Annotated in this window: 17 protein-coding genes, 7 tRNA genes and 1 pseudogene; 14 read left to right on the top strand and 11 right to left on the bottom strand. The window is 64.0% G+C overall.

Annotated elements, in window-relative coordinates; all coding sequences use genetic code 11:
* Positions 1–16: 16 nt before the first annotated feature.
* The 3 genes from HWX32_RS04570 to HWX32_RS04560 all read right to left on the bottom strand — a co-directional run bounded on the left by HWX32_RS04570 (position 17) and on the right by HWX32_RS04560 (position 1,807).
* The gene (locus tag HWX32_RS04570) at positions 17–559 is read right to left on the bottom strand and encodes a copper chaperone PCu(A)C (protein ID WP_175934876.1); all 543 of its coding nucleotides are present in this window, start codon (positions 557–559) and stop codon (positions 17–19) included.
* Between the two features lie 19 nt (positions 560–578).
* Positions 579–1,196, bottom strand: coding sequence for a copper resistance CopC family protein (locus HWX32_RS04565; RefSeq protein WP_254868274.1), 618 nt, complete (start codon positions 1,194–1,196; stop codon positions 579–581).
* Positions 1,197–1,735: 539 nt separating this feature from the next.
* Positions 1,736–1,807: transfer RNA gene (locus HWX32_RS04560), tRNA-Val, on the bottom strand.
* Between the two features lie 260 nt (positions 1,808–2,067).
* Here HWX32_RS04560 and HWX32_RS04555 point away from each other — a divergent pair.
* The 9 genes from HWX32_RS04555 to msrB all read left to right on the top strand — a co-directional run bounded on the left by HWX32_RS04555 (position 2,068) and on the right by msrB (position 5,071).
* Positions 2,068–2,143 (top strand) — tRNA-Gly (locus HWX32_RS04555).
* Between the two features lie 17 nt (positions 2,144–2,160).
* A tRNA-Val gene (locus tag HWX32_RS04550) sits at positions 2,161–2,235 on the top strand.
* 56 nt (positions 2,236–2,291) lie between these two features.
* Positions 2,292–2,367, top strand: a tRNA-Gly gene (locus HWX32_RS04545).
* A gap of 1 nt (position 2,368) precedes the next feature.
* Positions 2,369–2,442: transfer RNA gene (locus tag HWX32_RS04540), tRNA-Cys, on the top strand.
* A gap of 16 nt (positions 2,443–2,458) precedes the next feature.
* Positions 2,459–2,533 (top strand) — tRNA-Val (locus tag HWX32_RS04535).
* Between the two features lie 59 nt (positions 2,534–2,592).
* Positions 2,593–2,668 (top strand) — tRNA-Gly (locus HWX32_RS04530).
* A gap of 42 nt (positions 2,669–2,710) precedes the next feature.
* Complete coding sequence (locus HWX32_RS04525) at positions 2,711–3,394, top strand: dihydrofolate reductase family protein (protein ID WP_175934875.1); 684 nt, start codon at positions 2,711–2,713, stop codon at positions 3,392–3,394.
* A gap of 28 nt (positions 3,395–3,422) precedes the next feature.
* Positions 3,423–4,661, top strand: coding sequence for a glycosyltransferase family 87 protein (locus tag HWX32_RS04520; RefSeq protein WP_254868273.1), 1,239 nt, complete (start codon positions 3,423–3,425; stop codon positions 4,659–4,661).
* The gene (gene msrB / locus HWX32_RS04515) at positions 4,658–5,071 is read left to right on the top strand and encodes a peptide-methionine (R)-S-oxide reductase MsrB (protein WP_175934873.1); all 414 of its coding nucleotides are present in this window, start codon (positions 4,658–4,660) and stop codon (positions 5,069–5,071) included. Before HWX32_RS04520 ends, msrB begins: the two co-directional genes overlap by 4 nt.
* 69 nt (positions 5,072–5,140) lie before the next feature.
* Here msrB and hemQ read toward each other — a convergent pair whose 3' ends face one another.
* The gene (gene hemQ, locus HWX32_RS04510; RefSeq protein WP_175934872.1) at positions 5,141–5,842 is read right to left on the bottom strand and encodes a hydrogen peroxide-dependent heme synthase; all 702 of its coding nucleotides are present in this window, start codon (positions 5,840–5,842) and stop codon (positions 5,141–5,143) included.
* A 127-nt stretch (positions 5,843–5,969) separates the two neighbouring features.
* On the opposite strand from hemQ, the gene HWX32_RS04505 reads away from it, so the two are divergent.
* Together HWX32_RS04505 and HWX32_RS04500 are read left to right on the top strand one after the other, a co-directional pair.
* On the top strand, positions 5,970–6,626 hold the full coding sequence (locus HWX32_RS04505) for a DUF3000 domain-containing protein (protein ID WP_254868270.1): 657 nt from the start codon (positions 5,970–5,972) through the stop codon (positions 6,624–6,626).
* Between the two features lie 9 nt (positions 6,627–6,635).
* The gene (locus HWX32_RS04500) at positions 6,636–7,901 is read left to right on the top strand and encodes an HRDC domain-containing protein (protein ID WP_175934871.1); all 1,266 of its coding nucleotides are present in this window, start codon (positions 6,636–6,638) and stop codon (positions 7,899–7,901) included.
* Here HWX32_RS04500 and dxs read toward each other — a convergent pair.
* The 4 genes and pseudogenes from dxs to dut all read right to left on the bottom strand — a co-directional run bounded on the left by dxs (position 7,898) and on the right by dut (position 13,181).
* Positions 7,898–9,823 (bottom strand): 1-deoxy-D-xylulose-5-phosphate synthase, encoded by a 1,926-nt coding sequence (dxs, locus tag HWX32_RS04495; RefSeq protein WP_175934870.1) that lies wholly within the window; start codon positions 9,821–9,823, stop codon positions 7,898–7,900. The two genes, HWX32_RS04500 and dxs, sit on opposite strands and share 4 nt — an antisense overlap.
* Before the next feature lie 100 nt (positions 9,824–9,923).
* Positions 9,924–11,171 (bottom strand): class I SAM-dependent RNA methyltransferase, encoded by a 1,248-nt coding sequence (locus tag HWX32_RS04490; protein ID WP_175934869.1) that lies wholly within the window; start codon positions 11,169–11,171, stop codon positions 9,924–9,926.
* Positions 11,172–11,906, bottom strand: a pseudogene (locus tag HWX32_RS11205) (DUF3710 domain-containing protein); the annotation flags it as partial. It abuts the gene before it with no gap.
* A 798-nt stretch (positions 11,907–12,704) separates the two neighbouring features.
* Positions 12,705–13,181, bottom strand: coding sequence for a dUTP diphosphatase (dut, locus tag HWX32_RS04480; RefSeq protein WP_075468980.1), 477 nt, complete (start codon positions 13,179–13,181; stop codon positions 12,705–12,707).
* A 94-nt stretch (positions 13,182–13,275) separates the two neighbouring features.
* Between dut and HWX32_RS04475 the strand changes: the two genes are divergently transcribed.
* Entirely contained in the window at positions 13,276–13,809 is a 534-nt protein-coding gene (locus HWX32_RS04475) for a DUF3093 domain-containing protein (protein ID WP_242648306.1), read from the top strand.
* 94 nt (positions 13,810–13,903) lie between these two features.
* On the opposite strand, the gene HWX32_RS04470 is transcribed toward HWX32_RS04475, so the two are convergent.
* Positions 13,904–14,197, bottom strand: coding sequence for a DUF4193 domain-containing protein (locus HWX32_RS04470; RefSeq protein ID WP_075468881.1), 294 nt, complete (start codon positions 14,195–14,197; stop codon positions 13,904–13,906).
* Between the two features lie 208 nt (positions 14,198–14,405).
* On the opposite strand from HWX32_RS04470, the gene ppgK reads away from it, so the two are divergent.
* Together ppgK and HWX32_RS04460 are read left to right on the top strand one after the other, a co-directional pair.
* The gene (gene ppgK, locus HWX32_RS04465; RefSeq protein ID WP_175934867.1) at positions 14,406–15,200 is read left to right on the top strand and encodes a polyphosphate--glucose phosphotransferase; all 795 of its coding nucleotides are present in this window, start codon (positions 14,406–14,408) and stop codon (positions 15,198–15,200) included.
* Positions 15,201–15,475: 275 nt separating this feature from the next.
* On the top strand, positions 15,476–17,068 hold the full coding sequence (locus HWX32_RS04460) for an RNA polymerase sigma factor (protein ID WP_175934866.1): 1,593 nt from the start codon (positions 15,476–15,478) through the stop codon (positions 17,066–17,068).
* An 82-nt stretch (positions 17,069–17,150) separates the two neighbouring features.
* Here HWX32_RS04460 and HWX32_RS04455 read toward each other — a convergent pair whose 3' ends face one another.
* Both HWX32_RS04455 and HWX32_RS04450 read right to left on the bottom strand, forming a co-directional pair.
* Entirely contained in the window at positions 17,151–18,920 is a 1,770-nt protein-coding gene (locus HWX32_RS04455; RefSeq protein WP_175934865.1) for a DEAD/DEAH box helicase, read from the bottom strand.
* Positions 18,917–19,171: a DUF3039 domain-containing protein gene (locus tag HWX32_RS04450; RefSeq protein WP_075468982.1), complete on the bottom strand. Its 255-nt coding sequence runs from the start codon at positions 19,169–19,171 to the stop codon at positions 18,917–18,919. The genes HWX32_RS04455 and HWX32_RS04450 overlap by 4 nt, the downstream gene beginning before the upstream one ends.
* Positions 19,172–19,204 lie beyond the last annotated feature (33 nt).

Genomic DNA, 19,204 nt, shown 5'->3' with positions numbered 1-19,204 from the left:
TTCCTCCTGTCGTGACTTACGGCTGCTTGCGCACCGGCACACCGGAGACCGCCACCTTCTGCTGCGGCACAATATCGAAGGTGATGTCGAGGGTGCTGCCGTCCGGAAGCTCCTGCCCGTAGCCAACAATCATGAGGTGATCGCCACCCTCTTTAAACTCGTGGCTTTCACCAGCGGGGATGAGGATGCTTTCCTCCCGCTCCCGCATTTCACCGTCGACCGTTTCGTGGATCTCGTACTCGGCGGCAGTGCCCAGCGAGGTGGTAAAGCCCGTGATCTCAATGTCGGTCGTGGTGGTGTTGCGCAACGTTCCGTAGATCGGGGTCTCCTCACTACCGCCCTCCGCGTCCGCCGCCGGCTTGGCGTAGATAACCCCGTCGTCTAGCTCGAGCGCGTTCTGCCCAATCTGCGGCCCGGTGGTTACCACTTCCCCGCTGGCGTTTGTCGCTATTCCGCTGCTGCCAGCAAAATCAACACGATCGGACGTGTCTTCAGAACACGCCCCGAGTGCGAGCACGCTGCAGGTGACAAGGGTAAGTGTGCGAAGTTTTGTGTGCATGGGAGTGCTCCTTTACGCGTTAGTTTGTGGTGTCGCCGTGGTGCTGGGCATCTGGGCGTGGTTGAGATTCGCGTGGTTGAGATTTGGCCGTAGCCGAACGACGACTCCGCGCCCACGCGACTGCACCCGCGGCCGCGATCACCGCCAGGCCTGCGAGCAGCAGCGACAAAGTGCGCGAGCTCGGAGCCTCACCATCTTCACCCGCGTTCGCTACTTCGCCGCCCGCGCTCAGTGTGCCGTCCGGGTCGTAGGTGAACTGGGTCATGCCCTTCGTGGAGTGACCGTCGGAGGAAATGATCTGGAATCCCACGCGATACTCGCCGGGCTGCGCGTCAATGTCCGCCGGCAGATCCATCGTGACATCGCGTCCTTCAATATTCGGCTCGCCCGAGAACAACACTTCCGTATTACCGGCATCCTGGCGCGAAAGCGCCACAGTGTTGAAGCCTTCCTGGATCTCACCGGAGAACTCAAGCTCAATCCGCTGAGGGAACTCGTCGATCACCCCGCCGTTGTCCGGATTCGACGCCAGCACGACATCGTGCGCCATCGTCGCCGGCGCAAAAGCTAACGCAGTCGCTGTCGCGCCCGCCAGCGCTGCCACGCTAAACGACGATCGAAACGGCTGATCACTCACGTACACTCCTCAATTCGCGTTGGACGTATGCAGGTAGTCGTGTAACCACCCACGTTAGTTCCATGTGCGTGCTGTGAGGAAACACGGCATTGCATAGCGTCCTGGGGTCCTGCGACGGTGACGCTTCGCCCGCCAGCTCGCGTCCCCCTCACGCGCGCCAGCTCACGCGCGTTCGCGTCCCCCTCACGCCCGCTTGCGTCCCCCTCACGCGCGCCAGCTGTAGACCCCAACGCTGGCGTCTACAACGGCCGGGGCCCGAAGTAGACGCCAGTGCCTCTTGTAGTCGCCAGGGATCTCGCGACCAGGTCCTTTGCGGTAGACCCCAACGCTGGCGTCTACTTCGCGAATCACAAATGTAGACGCCAGCGTTTCCTGTAGGCGCCAGCGCAACGAAGCACGCAGAACAAGCGATGCACGCAGAGCGACCAACGCACGCTGAACAAACAACCCACGCTGAAGTTACGACACAGCGACACTGGGCGCCGAACGCGAAACCCCGGACCGCGCTTCTCACCATGCGCAGCCCGGGGCTGTAATTGTGGTCCTAGCTGGGATCGAACCAGCGACCTTTCCGGTGTGAACGGAACGCTCTTCCACTGAGCCATAGGACCGAACGAGAAAGAAGATTACACCGCACCCGGCGCCGCAAACGAATCGCCAGCATAGGGCGGGTGTTTGGGGCGTACCGGAAGGCGTCGATAAGCAAGTGCTTCTGCAATGCCGAATCCCACCGCTGTAAGTTTCCCTGCCAACATGCCCGCCGATGCCGACATCGTCGCACGCGCGCTGAACTGCGGATTTGTATTGCGGGACGTGCAGCGGATACAGTGTGTTCTCGCACTGCACAGCAACGGAAGTTGCGGCGGAGCATGCGGATGTAGCGCAGTTGGTAGCGCATCACCTTGCCAAGGTGAGGGTCGCGAGTTCGAGTCTCGTCATCCGCTCCACGGTTTTTATGCCGTATGCGCGATTAGCTCAGCGGGAGAGCGCTTCCCTGACACGGAAGAGGTCACTGGTTCAATCCCAGTATCGTGCACCAGGAACCCCAGGTTCCTGACAACCGAATAGGTCTTGTGCGGACGAGGTTCGCACAATGCGGATGTAGCGCAGTTGGTAGCGCATCACCTTGCCAAGGTGAGGGTCGCGAGTTCGAGTCTCGTCATCCGCTCCACGGTGGATTGGTCGAGTGGTTAGGCAACGGTCTGCAAAACCGTGTACACGGGTTCGATTCCCGTATCCACCTCCACTTTCCTTTCACCCCAGCGCGATTAGCTCAGCGGGAGAGCGCTTCCCTGACACGGAAGAGGTCACTGGTTCAATCCCAGTATCGTGCACCAGGAACCTCGCGGTTCCTGACAACCGAATAGGTTCGTTGTGCGTACGAAGTTCGCACAATGCGGATGTAGCGCAGTTGGTAGCGCATCACCTTGCCAAGGTGAGGGTCGCGAGTTCGAGTCTCGTCATCCGCTCCACTCTAAGCCCCGGCGCGTGCGCGTCGGGGCTACTGTGTTGCCATGGTTTTTCCCGAGCGTATCGACCCAGCTGAGCTGATCGGCCCGGTCCTCTCCCCCGCCGAGCCCGAGATCCGGGCGATCACCGCCACCACCATCTTTGGTGCGTTCGGGCGCGGAGGCACGTCGGGGCCCTTCGGAAACGAGACGGATTCCGCACTGCTGCTCGCATTGCGCGACTGGGCGGATGTGATCCTCGTCGGCGCCGGCACAGTCCGCGCCGAAGGATACGGCCGGTCCGACACGCCGTACGCGATCGTCTCGCGCTCGTTGGATATCGACACCTCGCTCGGTGTCTTTGAGGGGGAGGTGCTCGTGCTTGCCCCGGAGCAGTCGCTTATCGACGATTCCCTGAAGCCCAACCGCGAAGCTTTAGAGCGCGCAGGCGCCCGCTTGGTATCCACCGGCGGCGGAGAAGTGGACGAGATCGCGGCGGCGCTGCGCAGTGCCGGCTTCAATCGGGTTACGTGCGAGGGCGGGCCCGGTCTTTACGCGGACATGCTCGCCGCCGACCTAGTGGACGTGTTGCACCTCACCGTCGATCCGACGCTGGGCCACGACGATGAACCCTACGGCCTGAACATCGAAAGCGGCCAACCGTTTACGCGGCGTTTCACCCTCGAGGATGCCCGCGCCACGCGGGACTCGATGCTGTTTTGCCGCTACCGGCGCGCGCACGAAAAGTAGCCGGGCCCGGCCCGGTACGGTTGAGCGCGTGATATCTGCAGCGACGTTTTTCACCTCGCCCGCACCGGCGCCCACGCCTGCGCGCCGCGAACGCGCGCTGAACGCTGCGGCGTGGCCGGTCGCCGTGCTCTTGGTGCTGCACCGCTTGTTCGTGCTCGCGCGGGAGGGCTCGCCCACGGACGACTTCACTACGGTGTGGTCCGCGGCGCGCCGATTCGTGGAGCGTGTGCCCGTGTACAACGAGGTTTACCACCACGTGGACCCGCACTACCTGTACAACCCCGGCGCAACGCTGCTGCTGTCGCCGCTCGGGCTCATACCGACGATGGAGTCTGCGCGGCCGTGGTTCATCCTGGCTAACGCGGTGTGCATCGTAGCCGCGCTGGGGTGGCTCACGCGCCTGACTGGTCTCACACTTTCCCACCCGCTGTTTCCTGTCTCGATCGCGCTGGCATTCGCGACGGAGGCCGTGACTAACACACTGGTGTTTTCCAACATCAACGGCGTGCTGCTCCTCGCACTCACGGCCTACCTCGCGCTGCATGCCTCCCGTCGCGACGTCGCAGCCGGTGTCGTGCTGGGCTTGGCGGTGGTGGTCAAGCCGATGTTCGCCCCACTGCTTGTGTTGCCGTTGATGCAGCTGCGCTGGCGCGTTGTCACCGCGGGTATCGCTGTGCCTGTCGTGCTGAATCTTTTGGCCTGGCCGCTCACCCCGGGCGCACGGGACTACATAGACATAGTGGTGCCGTACCTGGGCCAGACGCGCGACTACGCGAATTCTTCCCTCGCCGGCTTCGCGGTGTATTTCGGGATGCCGGGCTGGGCACACGCGCTGCTGTTCATTTTGGTTGCTCTCGCTGTGGTGGTGGCGGTGCTTGGGCTGGCCCGGTGGCGCTACAGCGACGAGTGGCTTTGGCTGACCGTGAGCAGCGCGGTGCTCATCGCGGGTGTGTGCGTGCTGTCTTCGCTCGGTCAGGCGTATTACTCCATGACGCTTTTCCCCGCTCTGTTTACTGCTTTGCGCCCTGCGAGCCCGCTACACGCGTGGCCCACCTGGCTCGGTGTCGCGTTGTGCCTGCTCCCGCTCGATTTCCGCAGCCGGTTTTACCCTGCGGCCGGTCAGTGGTTGAATACGTTCCTACCTACAGCGGGGTGGATGATTTTCATTGTCGCCGTCGCTGCGTGGGTAGTATCTGAGGGAAGGCAAGCCTTGACCGCGATGCCAGATCATCGGGTGAACGAGACGACGGGAGCAGGAAAGCAATGAGCGAATCCACGCCGAACTTTAAGGACTTCACTGAGGAACAGTGGCGGGAGCGTCTCACCCCCGACGAATACCGTGTGCTGCGTGAGGCAGGCACTGAGGCGCCCGGCATCGGCGAGTACGTCCATACCAAGGCCGAGGGTGTGTACCGCTGCCGCGCTTGTGGTGAGGAGTTGTTTCGTTCCGAGACGAAGTTCGACGCCCACTGTGGCTGGCCATCTTTTTTCACCCCGCTCGCGGGCGATCGCGTGATCGAACGCCGCGACACTTCCCATGGCATGGACCGCACTGAGGTGCTTTGCGCAAACTGCGGCTCCCACCTTGGTCACGTCTTTGCAGGTGAGGGCTATGACACCCCAACCGATCTGCGTTATTGCATCAACTCCATCTCGCTCACGTTGGAGAAGCGTTAGATATAGCGAAAGCGCGTCGATAAGCATTGCAAGCACATTGCTTATCGACGCGCTTTCGCGTCTGCACCCTTACGGCAGGACCCGGACGATTTCCCCAATGTCCGACACACGGCGACCGGTCTGGAACGGGATCTCCTCGCGCACGTGCAGGCGGGCTTCGGTGTAGCGCATCTGGTGCATGAGCTCCTCGATGCGGGTCAGCGTCGGCGCTTCGAAGGCGAGCATCCACTCGTAGTCGCCGAGCGTGAACGCCTCGACCGTGTTGGCGCGCACGTCCGCGAAGTCGCGCGCGGCCATGCCGTGCTCCGCCAAGATGCGGCGGCGCTCGGTCGGCTCCATGACGTACCAGTCGTAAGAGCGCACGAACGGGTAGACGGTGATCCAATCGCCCGGTTCCTCCCCCATGATGAAGCTGGGCAGGTGGGACTTGTTGAACTCCGCCGGGCGGTGCAGGCCGTTACCAATCCAGCTCAGCTCAACCAGCTGGCCCAGCGTGGTTGTGCGCCGGAAGTCCGCCAGCGCCTTCTGCAGCTGGGAGAACTCTTTGGCGTGCCACCACACCATAAAATCGGCGTCGGCGCGGATGCCGGTGTTGTCGTAGATACCGCGCACCGTCACTACGCCTTCTTCCTCCAAGCGGTTGAAGAATGCCTGCGCCTCCTCAATCACCTGCTCGCGCTCTGACCCCAGCGCACCGGGGATGGCACGGAAAACCGCGAACTGCAGATAGCGCTGCACGGAATTCAGGGCATCAAAATCAAGCTTCGCCATGGCGGCACCAAACTCCCTTCCCGCCCCACATAGGCGGATCAAACTAAAGAATGATGGCTTCAGTCTACGCGCTCCCTCACCCGATACTTCGGCGCGCCTCCCCACACCTCCCCCGGCGCTGGATAGCTTGGAGCCTGTGATGAATCCGGACACCTCCTCCCCCGCACCTGCCGACGCTGCGGGCGCCACCGGTCAAGCCCACGGCGGCAACGACTCTTGGCCCGCGGAGTTCTCCGCCGCTGTGGAGTCGATGCACGCGGCGCGTTTGCGGCCAGAGATCTCCCTGGGCACCATCCGCCCGCCGCAGCGCCCCGCGCCGTTCTCCCACGCTGTGGGCCTCGAGGTGGCGCACCCGGACGAAGACAGCGGGCACGTGCCCGTCGATTCCGAAGGCGACGCGTTCGGCCGCCTCATCCTCCTGCACTCCCCCGCCGCCGAGGAAGCCTGGGAAGGGTCGATGCGTCTCGTGGCCTACATCCAGGCCGACATGGACGACGCCGTAGCCTCCGACCCGCTCCTTCCAGATGTGGCGTGGCAGTGGCTCAACGAATCCCTCGCCGAAACGGGCGCTGGCTTCACCAACCTTGGCGGCACCGTGACCTCCACCGCGTCGGTGCGCTTCGGCGAGATCGGTGGGCCGCCGCGTGCCTACCAGCTCGAGATGCGCGCCTCCTGGACAGCAGACGGGATCGATCTGCGCACCCACGTTGAGGCCTTCTCCAAGGTGCTGGCGCACGTCGCGGGCTTGCCGCCAGAGGGCGTCACCCAGATTTCCGCGCGGTAGCTTTTCGCCATGCAACCTCGGGTGTCCTATCGCCTTGTCAGCGATCCGGCGGAATTCGCGGAGGCCGCCCGAGCTTTGCAGGCGGGCTACGGCCCGTTCGCGGTGGACACCGAGAGGGCGTCGTCGTTTCGCTACGACGACAGGGCCTTTCTAGTCCAGGTATACCGCCGGGGTGCTGGCACGTTCCTTATCGCCCCCGAGGGCCACCGCCGAAGGATCCGCGAGATTTTCGCACCGGTTATGAGCGGCGCCGAGTGGATCATTCACGCCGCGGGCGAAGACCTGCGCAGCCTTGCGAAGCTGGGGCTTGTGCCCGGCTCGCTTTTCGACACCGAGCTGGCGTCGCGCATGGCTGGCTTCGACCGGCCCAACCTCGGCGCGATGGTCGAGCATTTCATCGGCGTTGAGTTGGAGAAAGGTCACGGCCACGAAGACTGGTCCGCAAGCCCGCTACCGAGCGAGTGGCAGGACTACGCCGCCCTAGACGTCGTCTACCTCAACGACCTCGCCGAAGCGCTCACGGAGCAGCTCGACGCCGCGGGCAAACTTGGGTACGCCACGCAGGAGTTTGACCACCTCATCACCACCCATGCACTTTCAGCACCCGCAGAGAAAACCTGGCGAGAGGTCAAAGGCGTCTCCGCCGTTCGCACGCCATCAGGCATGCAGCTGGCCAAGGAGCTGTGGCGTGAGCGTGATGCAGTTAGCCGGCGCACCGACACCTCCCCGGGCCGTGTGCTCTCGAACAAGGCGATCGTCGATATTGCTCGCGCGCAGCCGGGCAACCCTACTGAGCTCGCCCGCGCCGCGGGGCGTCAACGCTTGAGTACCGGGGAGGCGAAGCGATGGCAGCAGGTTGTCGACAAGGCATTGGCCGCCGACGAATCCACCTGGCCGCATCGGGCAACGCGCCCGGCGAGCACGCCGCCGTCGAAGTCAGTGTGGGAACGCATCGCACCCGAATCCTGGGAGATGCTGCAGTTCGCCCGATCATCGGTATCCGAGACTGCTCGTGAGCTGCAGATGCAGCCGGAAATCCTGCTTGCCCCCGCCACGCTGCGGCAAGTGGTGTGGAAAGCACCGATCACGCCCGGCGGCGGAGCGACTGCTGCGTGGGATACGCACGCCACAGCGTTACAGCTTCGCAACGCGGGCGCGCGCCCGTGGCAGGTCGACTTCACCGCGCCGCTGCTTGCCGACGCTTACGCGCACGCGACAAACGACGCGGCCCCTGAACGCGCGGAGTCTGTCCGGCGCCCGAGAAGGAAACGCTAAGCGTCCGGGTCAGCCAGCGCGAGCGCCCACTCGCGCACGCGCTGCGCGGCGTGTGCCGGGTCGAGTTCGTATTCTTCGAAGATTTCGTCGCGGGAGGCGTGCTGCGGAAAGACGTCAGGAAACGCCAGCTGACGCACCGGGGTGTCCACCTCTGCCGCGGCGAGCGCTTCGCCCACAGCGGAGCCAACCCCTCCGCGCACTACGCCATCTTCGTACACGACAACCAAGTCGGCTTCGACCGCAAGTTCCACGATCTCCGGGTTCACCGGAATCACCCAGCGGGGATCGACGACGCGCACCCGGATACCGTCTGCCTGCAGCTGTTCAGCGACCTCTATTGCGTACTGCGCAAATGGCCCGACTGCTACCAACAGGACGTCAATCTCGTCCTCGTTGGCCTCCCCATCTGGAGCAACGAGCACTTCTGTGCCACCAGGGAGTCGATGCACCGCAGCGATATCGGCCCCGGCGCTGCCTTTGGGGAAACGCACGATTGTGGGACCGTCGTCAACCGCGAGTGCTTCCCAAAACTCCTCCCGCAACCGTGCTGTGTCGCGGGGCGCCGCGATGCGAATTCCAGGAACGATGGACGACATCGCCAAATCCCACACGCCGTTGTGGCTCGCACCGTCAGAACCCGTGACACCGGCTCGATCCAACACGAGGGTGACCGGAAGGCGCAACAATCCGACATCCATGAGCAGCTGGTCGAAGGCCCGGTTCAGAAACGTGGAGTACACCGCCACCACCGGGTGCATGCCTCCGAGGGCAAGCCCCGCGGCAGACGTGACGGCATGCTGCTCGGCGATACCCACGTCAAAGAATCGCTCCGGGAACTGCTCAGCGAACGGCTGCAACCCCGTCGGGCCCGCCATCGCCGCGGTAATAGCCACAATGTCCTCGCGCTCATGGCCCGCACGCAGCAGCTCTTCGGTAAACGCCGCAGTCCAGCCCGGCTTCGTCCTCCCCAAGGCTTCGCCGGTAACCGGGTCGATCACACCTGTGGAATGCATCTGATCCGCCGTGTCGTTCACCGCCGGAGCGAAGCCGTGGCCTTTTTCCGTCACCACGTGCACAATGAGGGGGCCGTCGAATAAACGCGCGTAGCGCATCGCCTGCACAAGCGCCTTCATGTCGTGCCCTTCCACAGGGCCGACGTATTTCATTCCCAGTTCGGGGAACATCTCCGTAGGAACGACCTGGGCACGAACACCGTCTTTCAATGCGTGCAGCGCGTCGAAGGTCCGCTCGCCGACCCAGCCCATAGACTTCAGGGCCTTTTTGCCCGACTCCATCACATCGTCGTACGCCGGCTGAATGCGGATGGAGGCGAGCTGGTCGCGCATCTTGGTCAGGTTGTTCGCCAGCCCACCGATCGTCGGCGAGTAGGAGCGGCCATTGTCGTTGACCACAATCACCACGTTGCGGTCCCCCGCCGCGATATTGTTCAGCGCCTCCCAGCACATTCCCCCTGTCAGTGCACCGTCGCCTACCACGGCAACGACGTGGTCGTCGTCTAGCCCCTTAAGCTCCATGGCCTTTGACAAACCGTCCGCATACGACAGGGCCGCCGACGCGTGCGAGGACTCGGTCCAATCGTGCTCCGACTCGGCGCGCGATGTGTAGCCGGATAGACCGTCTTTCTTGCGCAACGTGTCGAACTGGCCCGCGCGCCCCGTGAGGATCTTGTGCACGTACGCCTGGTGCGACGTATCAAAGATGATCGGATCCGTCGGCGAATTGAACACGTAGTGCAGCGCGATTGTCAGCTCCACCACACCTAGATTCGGCCCCAGATGCCCACCCGTTGCCGAGACTTGCTGCACGAGCAGCTCCCGAATCTCCTCGGCCAGCTCCGTGAGATCGCCGGTCGACAGCCGTTTTAGGTCAGCTGGCGTGTGAAGATGCTCAAGCAGTCCCACAGTCCCGTTGCTCTCCTTCGCATGGCTGGTGTGTTTTATCCGGTCCCACGCGCGTGTCCCCGGCTCGTTCCGGCCATTTTACACTTCTCACTACCCGGGACTAACCACGGCTTGAGGCAGGCGCTAGCGCTGCTAAAACCTCGAAGTGGTGGGTGGACGGGAAAGCGTCGATAAGCACCATGCGTTCGATGACGTAGCCCTGCTGGCCGAAGTAAGCAGCATCGCGTGCGAACGTCGCCGGGTCGCAGCCCACATGCACGACACGTGCGGGGTTCACGGTAGCTACCGCCTCCACGACCTGTTGGCCGGCACCCGCGCGCGGCGGGTCGAGCACCACCAGACCAGGCCGCGGCAGCTGGGCCACCCCTTCCTGCCCTATCGCGCGGTGGTAGTGCCAATCTGCGTCCGCGAGTGCCGCGTTCGAGCGCGCCGCCGAATCCGACATGTCCACGGTGTGAACCTCGCCCCGTCCAAGCGCCGCGTGGATCGCGGGGACGAACGCACCGACGCCACCGTAAAGGTCCCAACCAACGCGCGGGGCTTCCTGCGGCAGCTCGGTCGCGGCGATGAAATTGCTGTACGCCTCCGGGGCGTTGACGTGTGCCTGCCAAAATGCCGTTGGAGGGAAGCGAAACGAGTGGCCACGCACGCGTTGGACAACTTCGCCGTCGCCTTCGATGACGCGCTCGGCGTGCTCGACGCGCTGGCCTCGTCGAGGCGCAGCCGTCTCGACCACGTGGCGCGCGCCGTCGCTATCCATAACCGCCACAAGTTCAGCGCCCGGGGTGAACCGCTGCGCGTCTGGACCCACAAGGCCGTCAAGCAAGCCGGGCACAGGCTGGGTGCACACTATCCCCGCAACAACATCGTTCGATCGGGCTTTGCGCATACCAGCGCGCCCCTTTGAATCCACACCGAGACGCACGCGCGTACGCCAGCCTGTAGCCGGTTGGAGCTGCACCGCGTCGAAGTCTCCCGGGCCCTTTAACCCAGCGAGCACGCTCGAGCTGCCAGCGAGCGATCTCAGCTGGCCAGTAAGTACTTCAGCCTTGAGGCGCAGCTGCGCTTCCGGACGGATGTGGGAGTAGTCGCAACACCCCGCCCCCGCGGCGGCTGCCGGGCAACCTGGCTCAATTCGATCCGGGGATGGCTTGACCACCGTAGCGGACTCAGCCCGGGCCCAGCGCTTCTTCACTCGGCCCAGCGTCGCGTCCACTACGTCGCCAGGGATCGCTCCGGGGACGAACACGACCCGGCCGTCCGGGGCGTCCGCGATGCCCTCCCCACCGTGCGCCATAGCGCGCACATGCAATTGGACGCGCTGGCCGCGCTCAAGCGCGTCAGCCATCTACGCGTCTGCGTTGCCGGAGCCGTTGCCCTGCTGGCGACTGCGGCGCAGCTCGTCGATCTGCTTCTGGTGCTCGGCGTTTTGCGCGATGATCTGCTGCAGCGCGTCGGACAGGGCATTCGGGTTGCCCTCCTGCGGCTGCTGACTGCCCTGCGCCTGCTGGGCGCGGGCCTCTACGGCCTGCTGTACCTGCTGCGCAAGCTGCGCCGGCAGGGTGACCGGCAGGGAGTTGCCCGCCAGAATCGGGTCGTTGCCGCGGTAGACGAAGGAACGCGCGATGGTTTCCCGGCCGAGCTCCGCCAGCTGGTCCTCCATGCCGCTCGGGGCGGCGAGGGTCACGCGGTAGAGCCAACGCGGGCCCTCCACACCAATGATGCGGATGACACCGTTGGTGCCGGTGCCCACGATCTCGGTGCCCCACGGGCCCTGCTCGAGTTCAACCGGCATCCCCTCGGAGCGCATGCCCTCGACGATCTCCTCGGTGGACTCAGCCCACAGGCCACCGCTGCGCGGCGCGGCAAAAGCGACCGGGGTGATGCGGCCGTGGCGGGTGACAATGTGCACCATCTTCGGGCCCTGCTCACCCATCTCGACCTGCACCTGGGATTCCTGCGGCATCGGAATCCGAATTGAGCCGAGGTTCAGCGTCACCTGGGAGAAATCAGAGAAGTCGAAGTCTTCGATCTCCACGTTGTCGCCGTCGAACGGGCCGGTGGAGCCGTCCACCGGGTCGTAGTTTTCCAGCGGGGCGACACGGTTGCGGGCCTCCGCTTCGTTGGCGTTGGCCTCTGCGGTGCGGGATTCAGCCTCGAAAGCATCCGCGTTGGCGTTAGCGGAGCGCGACTCCGCCTCGGAAGCAGCGGCGTTTGCGCTCGCCGTGCGGGACTCAGCCTCGAAGGCACCAGCCTCCGCCTCAGATGCGCGCGCCTCAGCTTCGGATGCTCCCGCTTCCGCCTCGGAGGCGCTGTAGCGGTGCCAGTCCGTGCCCTTCTCTTCCTCATCTGCGCCTGCGCCGGTCGCAGCAAAGCGCGCCTCAGCCTCGTCCGCGTTCGCGTTAGCGGTACGAGACTCCGCCTCGGAGGCGTTGGCGTTCGCGTTCGCCGTACGGGACTCAGCCTCAAACGCGTCGGCCTCGGCCTCAGATGCGCGAGCTTCGGCCTCAGACGCGTTAGCCTCCGCCTCGGAAGCGCTGTAGCGGTGCCAATCGCGCTCTTCGCCCGGAGTGGCCTCCACCTCCTGTACCTCCTGGGCATCCTGGTGCTCAGCCGCTGTGGCCTCAGCTTCCGCCGTCTCCTGCTTCTTTTTCTTGCCAAAAGGCCAGATCGCCATGGTGTCTTACGTCTCCTCGGTATTTGTTAAACGTCGCCAGCCGCCAAAATGACCTGTTTCACAACGGCAGATCATGTGGCGCGGTATGCGTTATCTCACTGTGCGCGGCGCAACTGCGCAGAATTTCTAAAGTGTTGCTCGTTCCGACTGTAGCCGTTTCACCCCAGGCTGTCTCACCCGCACCCCGGCTCGAGCATCGGGAAGCTAATGAGTGCCGGTGGAGCCGTAGCCACCGTCGCCGCGTGCAGTGGTATCCAGCTCTTCCACCTCCACGAAATCCACCAATTCCACGCGCTGGACCACGAGCTGAGCGATGCGCATTCCGCGGGTGATCTCCACCGGCTCTGCCCGGTCGGTGTTCAAAAGACACACCTTCAACTCGCCGCGGTAGCCCGCGTCGATAGTCCCGGGCGTGTTCACAATGCTCAACCCGTGGCGTGCCGCCAACCCCGACCGCGGGTGGATGAGCCCCACGGTGCCCACCGGCAACGCAATGGCAACGCCGGTGGAAACCAGCGCCCGCTTGCCAGGCGCGAGTGTGACATCCTCCGCCGCATACAGGTCGGCACCGGCATCCTCCGGGTGTGCGCGCATCGGCAACGGCAGGTCTTTATCCAGCCGCTTCACGGCGATGGGAGGCACTGTCGCACCAACGCCGACCGCACCATCGGGCCGACTCATTGTCTCGGTATCGTCCGCACGTTCAACTTCGTGTTCCACCCGGCCCACCTTACGTGAGTATGCGCAACGACCCCCCTGGCTTAAAGTGAGAAGGGTGAGCGAGCAACCGGTGAACCATTCCAAGCCCACCCAGCCAGCCACCACGGCTGGCCAGCCGCGCGTGCTGTACAAGGAACGTCAGTGGGTGCCTTGGTACTGGTGGGCCGCGGGTCTCGGCCTGACACTACTGCTCGCCGCCCAGTTCGCACTGAACCGCAACGTGTGGTGGTTCATCATCCCCCTTATTGCCGTAGGCGCCCTGGTCGCGTGGTTCTTCGTGTGGCTCTCGCGCACCACACTCGCCGTTGAGGAAGACCCGGACGGCACGCGCTGGTTGCTTGTCGACGATGCGAATCTGCCCAACACCGTCGTCGACCGCTCGATGGTCGTGCCGGCTTCCGCCCGGCAGAACGCGCTCGGCCGCCAACTCGATCCGGCGGCATTCCTGGTCTCACACGCGTGGGTGCCGGAGCACGTGCTCATCGTCCTCGACGACCCGGAGGACCCCACCCCTTACTGGCTCATCTCGGCGAAGGACCCAGAGGCCGTGCTGGACGCGTTCCTGCCGGACGGCGCGCCCCGCGGATAAACAACGTCACCAAGAAGAAAACGGCGGCTTCACCGAAAAAGGTGAGCCGCCGTCCAGGTAGACGTCGAGAAGCAAAGCCCCTCTGCGCGAAAAACTACTCGCAATCGAGGCAGATCTTAGTGCCGTCCGGCTCCTCGTAGGCCAGGCGGTTCTTCTTCTGCACGAGGAAGCAGGACGCGCAGGTGAATTCGTCGTCCTGACGCGGTTTGACCTCAACGTTGAGCTCTTCGCCGGAGAGATCCTGGGTGGGCGGCTCGACCGGCTCGACGATCTCACCGTCGTCGTCCATGCTGCTGCCCGCAACCTCGGCGGCCTTCAGGCCCTCGAGGGAATCCGTCTCAATCTCGTCATCCATTCGGCGGCGCGGCGCATCGTAATCGGTGGCCATGGTGACTTTTCCTCCAGCTCAACGTGGGTGTCCCTGCCCGGTCGAATCCCGGGTATTTGCGGGGAATATTAAAGGATGGCAGCCGGGATGTCATCTTTGCAGCTCAGCGGCTGAAAACGCGTGGTTTCACCCATTGCGACTGACGCATTGATTCGGGGTGTGGCACATTCGCCCGCGGGGTTTACTTCCGCTTTGTACACTGCGGTGCATGAGTGAAGCGGATGGCGCGGTAAATGCTGGCGGGTACGGGTCGGGCGATTTTGGCTTTGGCATCGACATCGGCGGCTCCGGTGTGAAGGGCGCGAAGGTGGATTTTGCCACCGGGGAGTTTGTGGGTGAGCGCATCAAGATCGCCACGCCGAAGCCGTCCACCCCTGAGGCCGTCGCGCAGGTCGTGGCGGAGATCGTGGCACAGGCTGAGTGGGACGGCCCGGTTGGGCTCACATTGCCGTCGGTAATCACCCACCAGATTGCGCGCACTGCCGCGAATATCGACGATGCTTGGGTGGGCACGAACGTGCACGACCTCTTCTCGCAGGCCCTGGGTGCGCGCGAGGTTGCGGTGCTCAACGACGCCGATGCCGCGGGTTTGGCCGAGGTGGCTTTCGGCGACGACATTTGCCGCGAAGGCCCGGTCATCTTCTTAACGTTCGGTACCGGCATCGGCTCAGCGCTGCTTGTCGACGGCACGTTGTACCCCAACACGGAGCTGGGGCATTTGCTTATCGACGGCTCCGAGGCCGAACACCTCGCCTCCTCCGCAGTGAAAGACCGCGAGGAGCTCAGCTACAAAAAGTGGGCCGCACGGGTAGATTCCGTGCTGCACGAGTACGAGCGTCTGTTCAACCCAGTGGCGTTCGTGGTGGGCGGCGGCATTTCCCGCAAGGCCGAAAAGTGGGTCCCCCGCCTTACAGTCAATGCCGAGGTAACCGCAGCAAAGTTGCGCAACCGCGCCGGGATCGTTGGTGCCGCCATGGCAGCCCGCGATCACGTTGCCCCGTAGAAGTGGTGGTGTCGTAGGCAGCTTGGCGCTGGGCATGCTGTACGGTGGAGCGCGTTCAGCGGCCCCAGGGTAGGTGGCAAATCTTTTTCGAAAGCGCCCTTCGTCGCCTGTGTGAAGACCGGGTGGGAATAACACGGCGCAGGAGTTGTTACTGTGGACGCTTTAGAAATTTGGGAGAGTCATACGTACCCTGGGTCTCCTAGTGTTCACGTCCAAGGTGGGCTGGTGCGCAAGCCTCGGCCCCAGGGACAGTTCGATTTGGCGAAAGGGCGTACGTGGTAGCCAGCGAAGCTTCAAGCAACAACACCGGGCAAGACGCATCTGTGGCGTCCGACGGTGGCGTAAGCGACGGCACCGTAAAGGCCACGGCGGGCACCGGCGGCAAGGCTGCGGCGAAGAAGGCCGCAAAGAAAACCGCCAAGAAAACGGCAAAGAAGGCCGTGAAGAAGACGGCGAAAAAAACTGCCAAAAAGGCGGCAAAGAAGACCGTCAAGAAGACAGCTAAGAAAACCACCCGCAAGAAAGCGACAAAGAAGGTCGCGGCGAAGGCGGAGGTCGACGAGGCACTGCTGGGTACCGAGGCTGAAGAAACCCTGGACCAGCAGGACATCGATAGCGATGACGCGGCGACCGATTCCACTGACCTGGGCGACGTGGACAACGCCGACGAGGATGCCCAGGACTTCGATCCGGAACTCGATGACGAGGAAGACGACGAGGCGTTTGACGACGAAGAGTTAGACGAAGACCTCGAGGAAGACGACGAGGGCGAAGTGAATGGCGTCCGCGTCGCCGAAGGCATTGAGGCCGACGACGAGGAAGATGAATCCGAGTCCGAAGAGGACGAGGAGGAGGACGAAGGCTCTTCCGTTTGGGATATCGAGGAATCTGCGGCACTGCGCCAAGCCCGCAAGGACGCGCAGCTTACCGCCTCGGCCGACTCCGTGCGTGCTTACCTGAAGCAGATCGGCAAGGTCGCCCTGCTGGACGCCGAGCAAGAGGTCTCCCTTGCCAAGCGCATCGAGGCTGGACTCTACGCGCAGCACCGCCTGGACGAGATGGAGCGTGCCGCCGCTGAGGGCGATAAGGACGCGAAGCTCACGCCGGCGCTGAAGCGCGATCTGCGTGCGGTGGCTCGCGACGGCCGCAAGGCGAAGAACCACCTGCTGGAGGCGAACCTGCGTCTCGTGGTTTCGCTGGCGAAGCGCTACACCGGGCGCGGCATGGCGTTTCTGGACCTGATCCAGGAGGGAAACCTGGGTCTGATCCGCGCCGTGGAGAAGTTCGACTACTCGAAGGGCTACAAGTTCTCCACCTACGCCACGTGGTGGATTCGCCAGGCAATCACCCGCGCGATGGCCGATCAGGCCCGCACCATCCGCATCCCGGTGCACATGGTCGAGGTGATCAACAAGCTCGGCCGCATCCAGCGCGAGCTGCTGCAGGACCTTGGGCGCGAGCCGACGCCGCTCGAGCTGGCCAAGGAAATGGACATCACCGAGGAGAAGGTGCTGGAGATCCAGCAGTATGCTCGTGAGCCCATTTCGCTGGATCAGACAATTGGCGACGAAGGCGACAGCCAGCTCGGCGACTTCATCGAGGATTCCGAGGCTGTCGTTGCTGTAGACGCGGTCTCGTTCACCCTGCTGCAGGATCAGCTGCAGGACGTGCTGCACACGCTGTCCGAGCGCGAGGCTGGCGTGGTGCGCCTGCGCTTCGGGCTTACCGACGGCATGCCGCGCACCCTCGACGAAATCGGTCAGGTGTACGGCGTGACGCGCGAACGCATCCGCCAAATCGAGTCGAAGACGATGTCGAAGCTGCGCCACCCGTCGCGCTCCCAGGTGCTGCGCGACTACCTGGACTAGCGCCTATCGGTGCCTGTCGGCGCCCATCGGCCCCTTTCAGCCCGCCGAAGGGCCCTACCTCCTTGCCCCGCCGCCTACCCGCTTACCAGTCGCGCAGGTAGGCGATGCGCTCGCGGAGTTGTTCCGCGCTGCAGAGTGCCGTTGGCGGCCCCCCGCACGCTTTGCGCACCTCAGTGTGGATCGCGCCGTGCGGGCGGCCGGTCTTCCCCGCCGCGATGGCCACGCGGGCGTTGAGTTCCTTGCGCAGCTCCGGTAGCTCGTCCGCAGAAAGTGACGCATCAGGCACATCCGACGCCGCCTTGGCTGCGGGCGTCGCTGGCTCTGGTGTCTCCCCCAGGATCTCCGCCCGCTCGCGCGCCTTTCGTTCCTCGGCCCTGCGGGCCTTTTCTTCGGCATCACGGGCATCTAGCTGGTCGCTCTGCCGCTTGGCCAGCAGCGTGCGTACCTGGTCAGCGTCGAGAAGCCCTGGCAGGCCAAGAAAATCCTGTTCCTCGTCCGATCCTGCCGCCGTTGGGGTGCCGTAGGTGGAGCCGTCGAAGATAAGCGAATCGAGCTCGGCGGACGCGCCGATAGCCTCATAGTTCGGGGCATCCTCGGGTTCGTTTTGCGTCCGGTTGGCTTGCTCCAGCAGCTCGTCGGACCACCCGGATTCGCGGTGGGGTTTGCCCAACACGTGGTCGCGGGAGACCTCCATCTCCTCCGCCAGACGAAGCAGCACGGGAACCGACGGCAGGAACACCGACGCGGACTCCCCCGGCATCCTTGAGCGCACAAAGCGCCCAATGGCCTGCGCGAAGAACAGCGGGGTCGATGCAGAGGTGGCGTATACGCCGACGGAAAGGCGCGGCACGTCCACGCCCTCGGACACCATGCGCACTGCCACCATCCACTCGTCACGCGACGCCGAGAACTCGTCGATACGCTCGCTGGCCCCCGCCTCGTCGGAGAGCACCACGGTGACCGGGGTGTTGGAAAGTTGTCCCAGGATCTTCGCGTAGGCGCGTGCGGTGGTTTTGTTCGTAGCGATCACCAGGCCGCCGGCGTCCGGCATGTTCACCCTGATTTTCATCAGTCGGGTGTGTGCTGCCTGCAGCACTGCGGCGATCCAGTCGCCCTTCGGGTCGAGCGCGGTCTTCCAGGCCCGGGCAGTCTGCTCCGCGTTGAGCGGCTCGCCCAAGCGCGCGGAGTACTCCTCGCCCGCTGAGTCCTTCCACTGCGCTTCGCCCGAGTACGCGAGGAAGACCACCGGCCGCACCACACCGTCGGCAAGCGCGTGCGAGTACCCGTAGGTGTAGTCGGCCTGTGAAACCAGGTGGCCCTCGCCGTCCTCTTCATAGCGCACGAAGGGGATCTGCGAGTCGTCAGAACGAAACGGGGTGCCGGTGAGTGCGAGGCGGTGCTCGACGTCGTTATACGCCTCGTACACGCCGTCGCCCCAGCTCTTTGCGTCGCCAGCGTGGTGGATCTCGTCCAGAATGACCAGCGTGCGCCGTGCCGAGGCCACCGCATGGTGTTTGAACGGGTGCATGCCCACCTGCGCGTAAGTCACCACGATGCCGTCGTACGCCGCATTCACGGCCGAGGAGTTGGTGAAGTTCGCGTCGAGGGAAAGCCCGAAACGTTTCGCCGCGTCAGCCCACTGGTGCTTCAAGTGCTCGGTGGGCACGACGACGATGATGCGTTGCACCGTCTTATCGTCGACAAGCCTCTGCGCCAACGTGAGCGCGAAGGTGGTCTTACCTGCTCCCGGGGTAGCGACGGCGAGGAAATCGCTGGGTTTTTCCCGCAGAAACGCATCAAGGGCCTCTTGCTGCCAGTGGCGGAGCTGAGGCCCGTTGGACGGAGAGGTCACTTGCGGCGCAACCCCTTGTAAATGCGCTCGCAGTCAGGGCACACGGGCGAGCCCGGTTTCGCCTGCTTTTTCACGGGGAACGTCTCCCCGCATAGGGCGACGACCATTTTGCCGGAGATCGCCGAATCGACGATCTGGTCCTTCTTCACGTAGTGGAAGAACTTTGGGGTCCCATCGTCGGTGGTTGACGAGGTGTCTTCTCTCAGGTCCGGCCGCTCGAGGGTCTTCGTCGTCGTATTCACGCTACCCATCATGCCCCACAACGGGCGGGAACTTAAGCCGAA

Origin of the sequence: Corynebacterium sp. Marseille-P4321, assembly GCF_903645305.1 — a bacterium.
Lineage (GTDB): Bacteria > Actinomycetota > Actinomycetes > Mycobacteriales > Mycobacteriaceae > Corynebacterium.
This window is presented reverse-complemented; position numbering and strand designations above follow the sequence as displayed.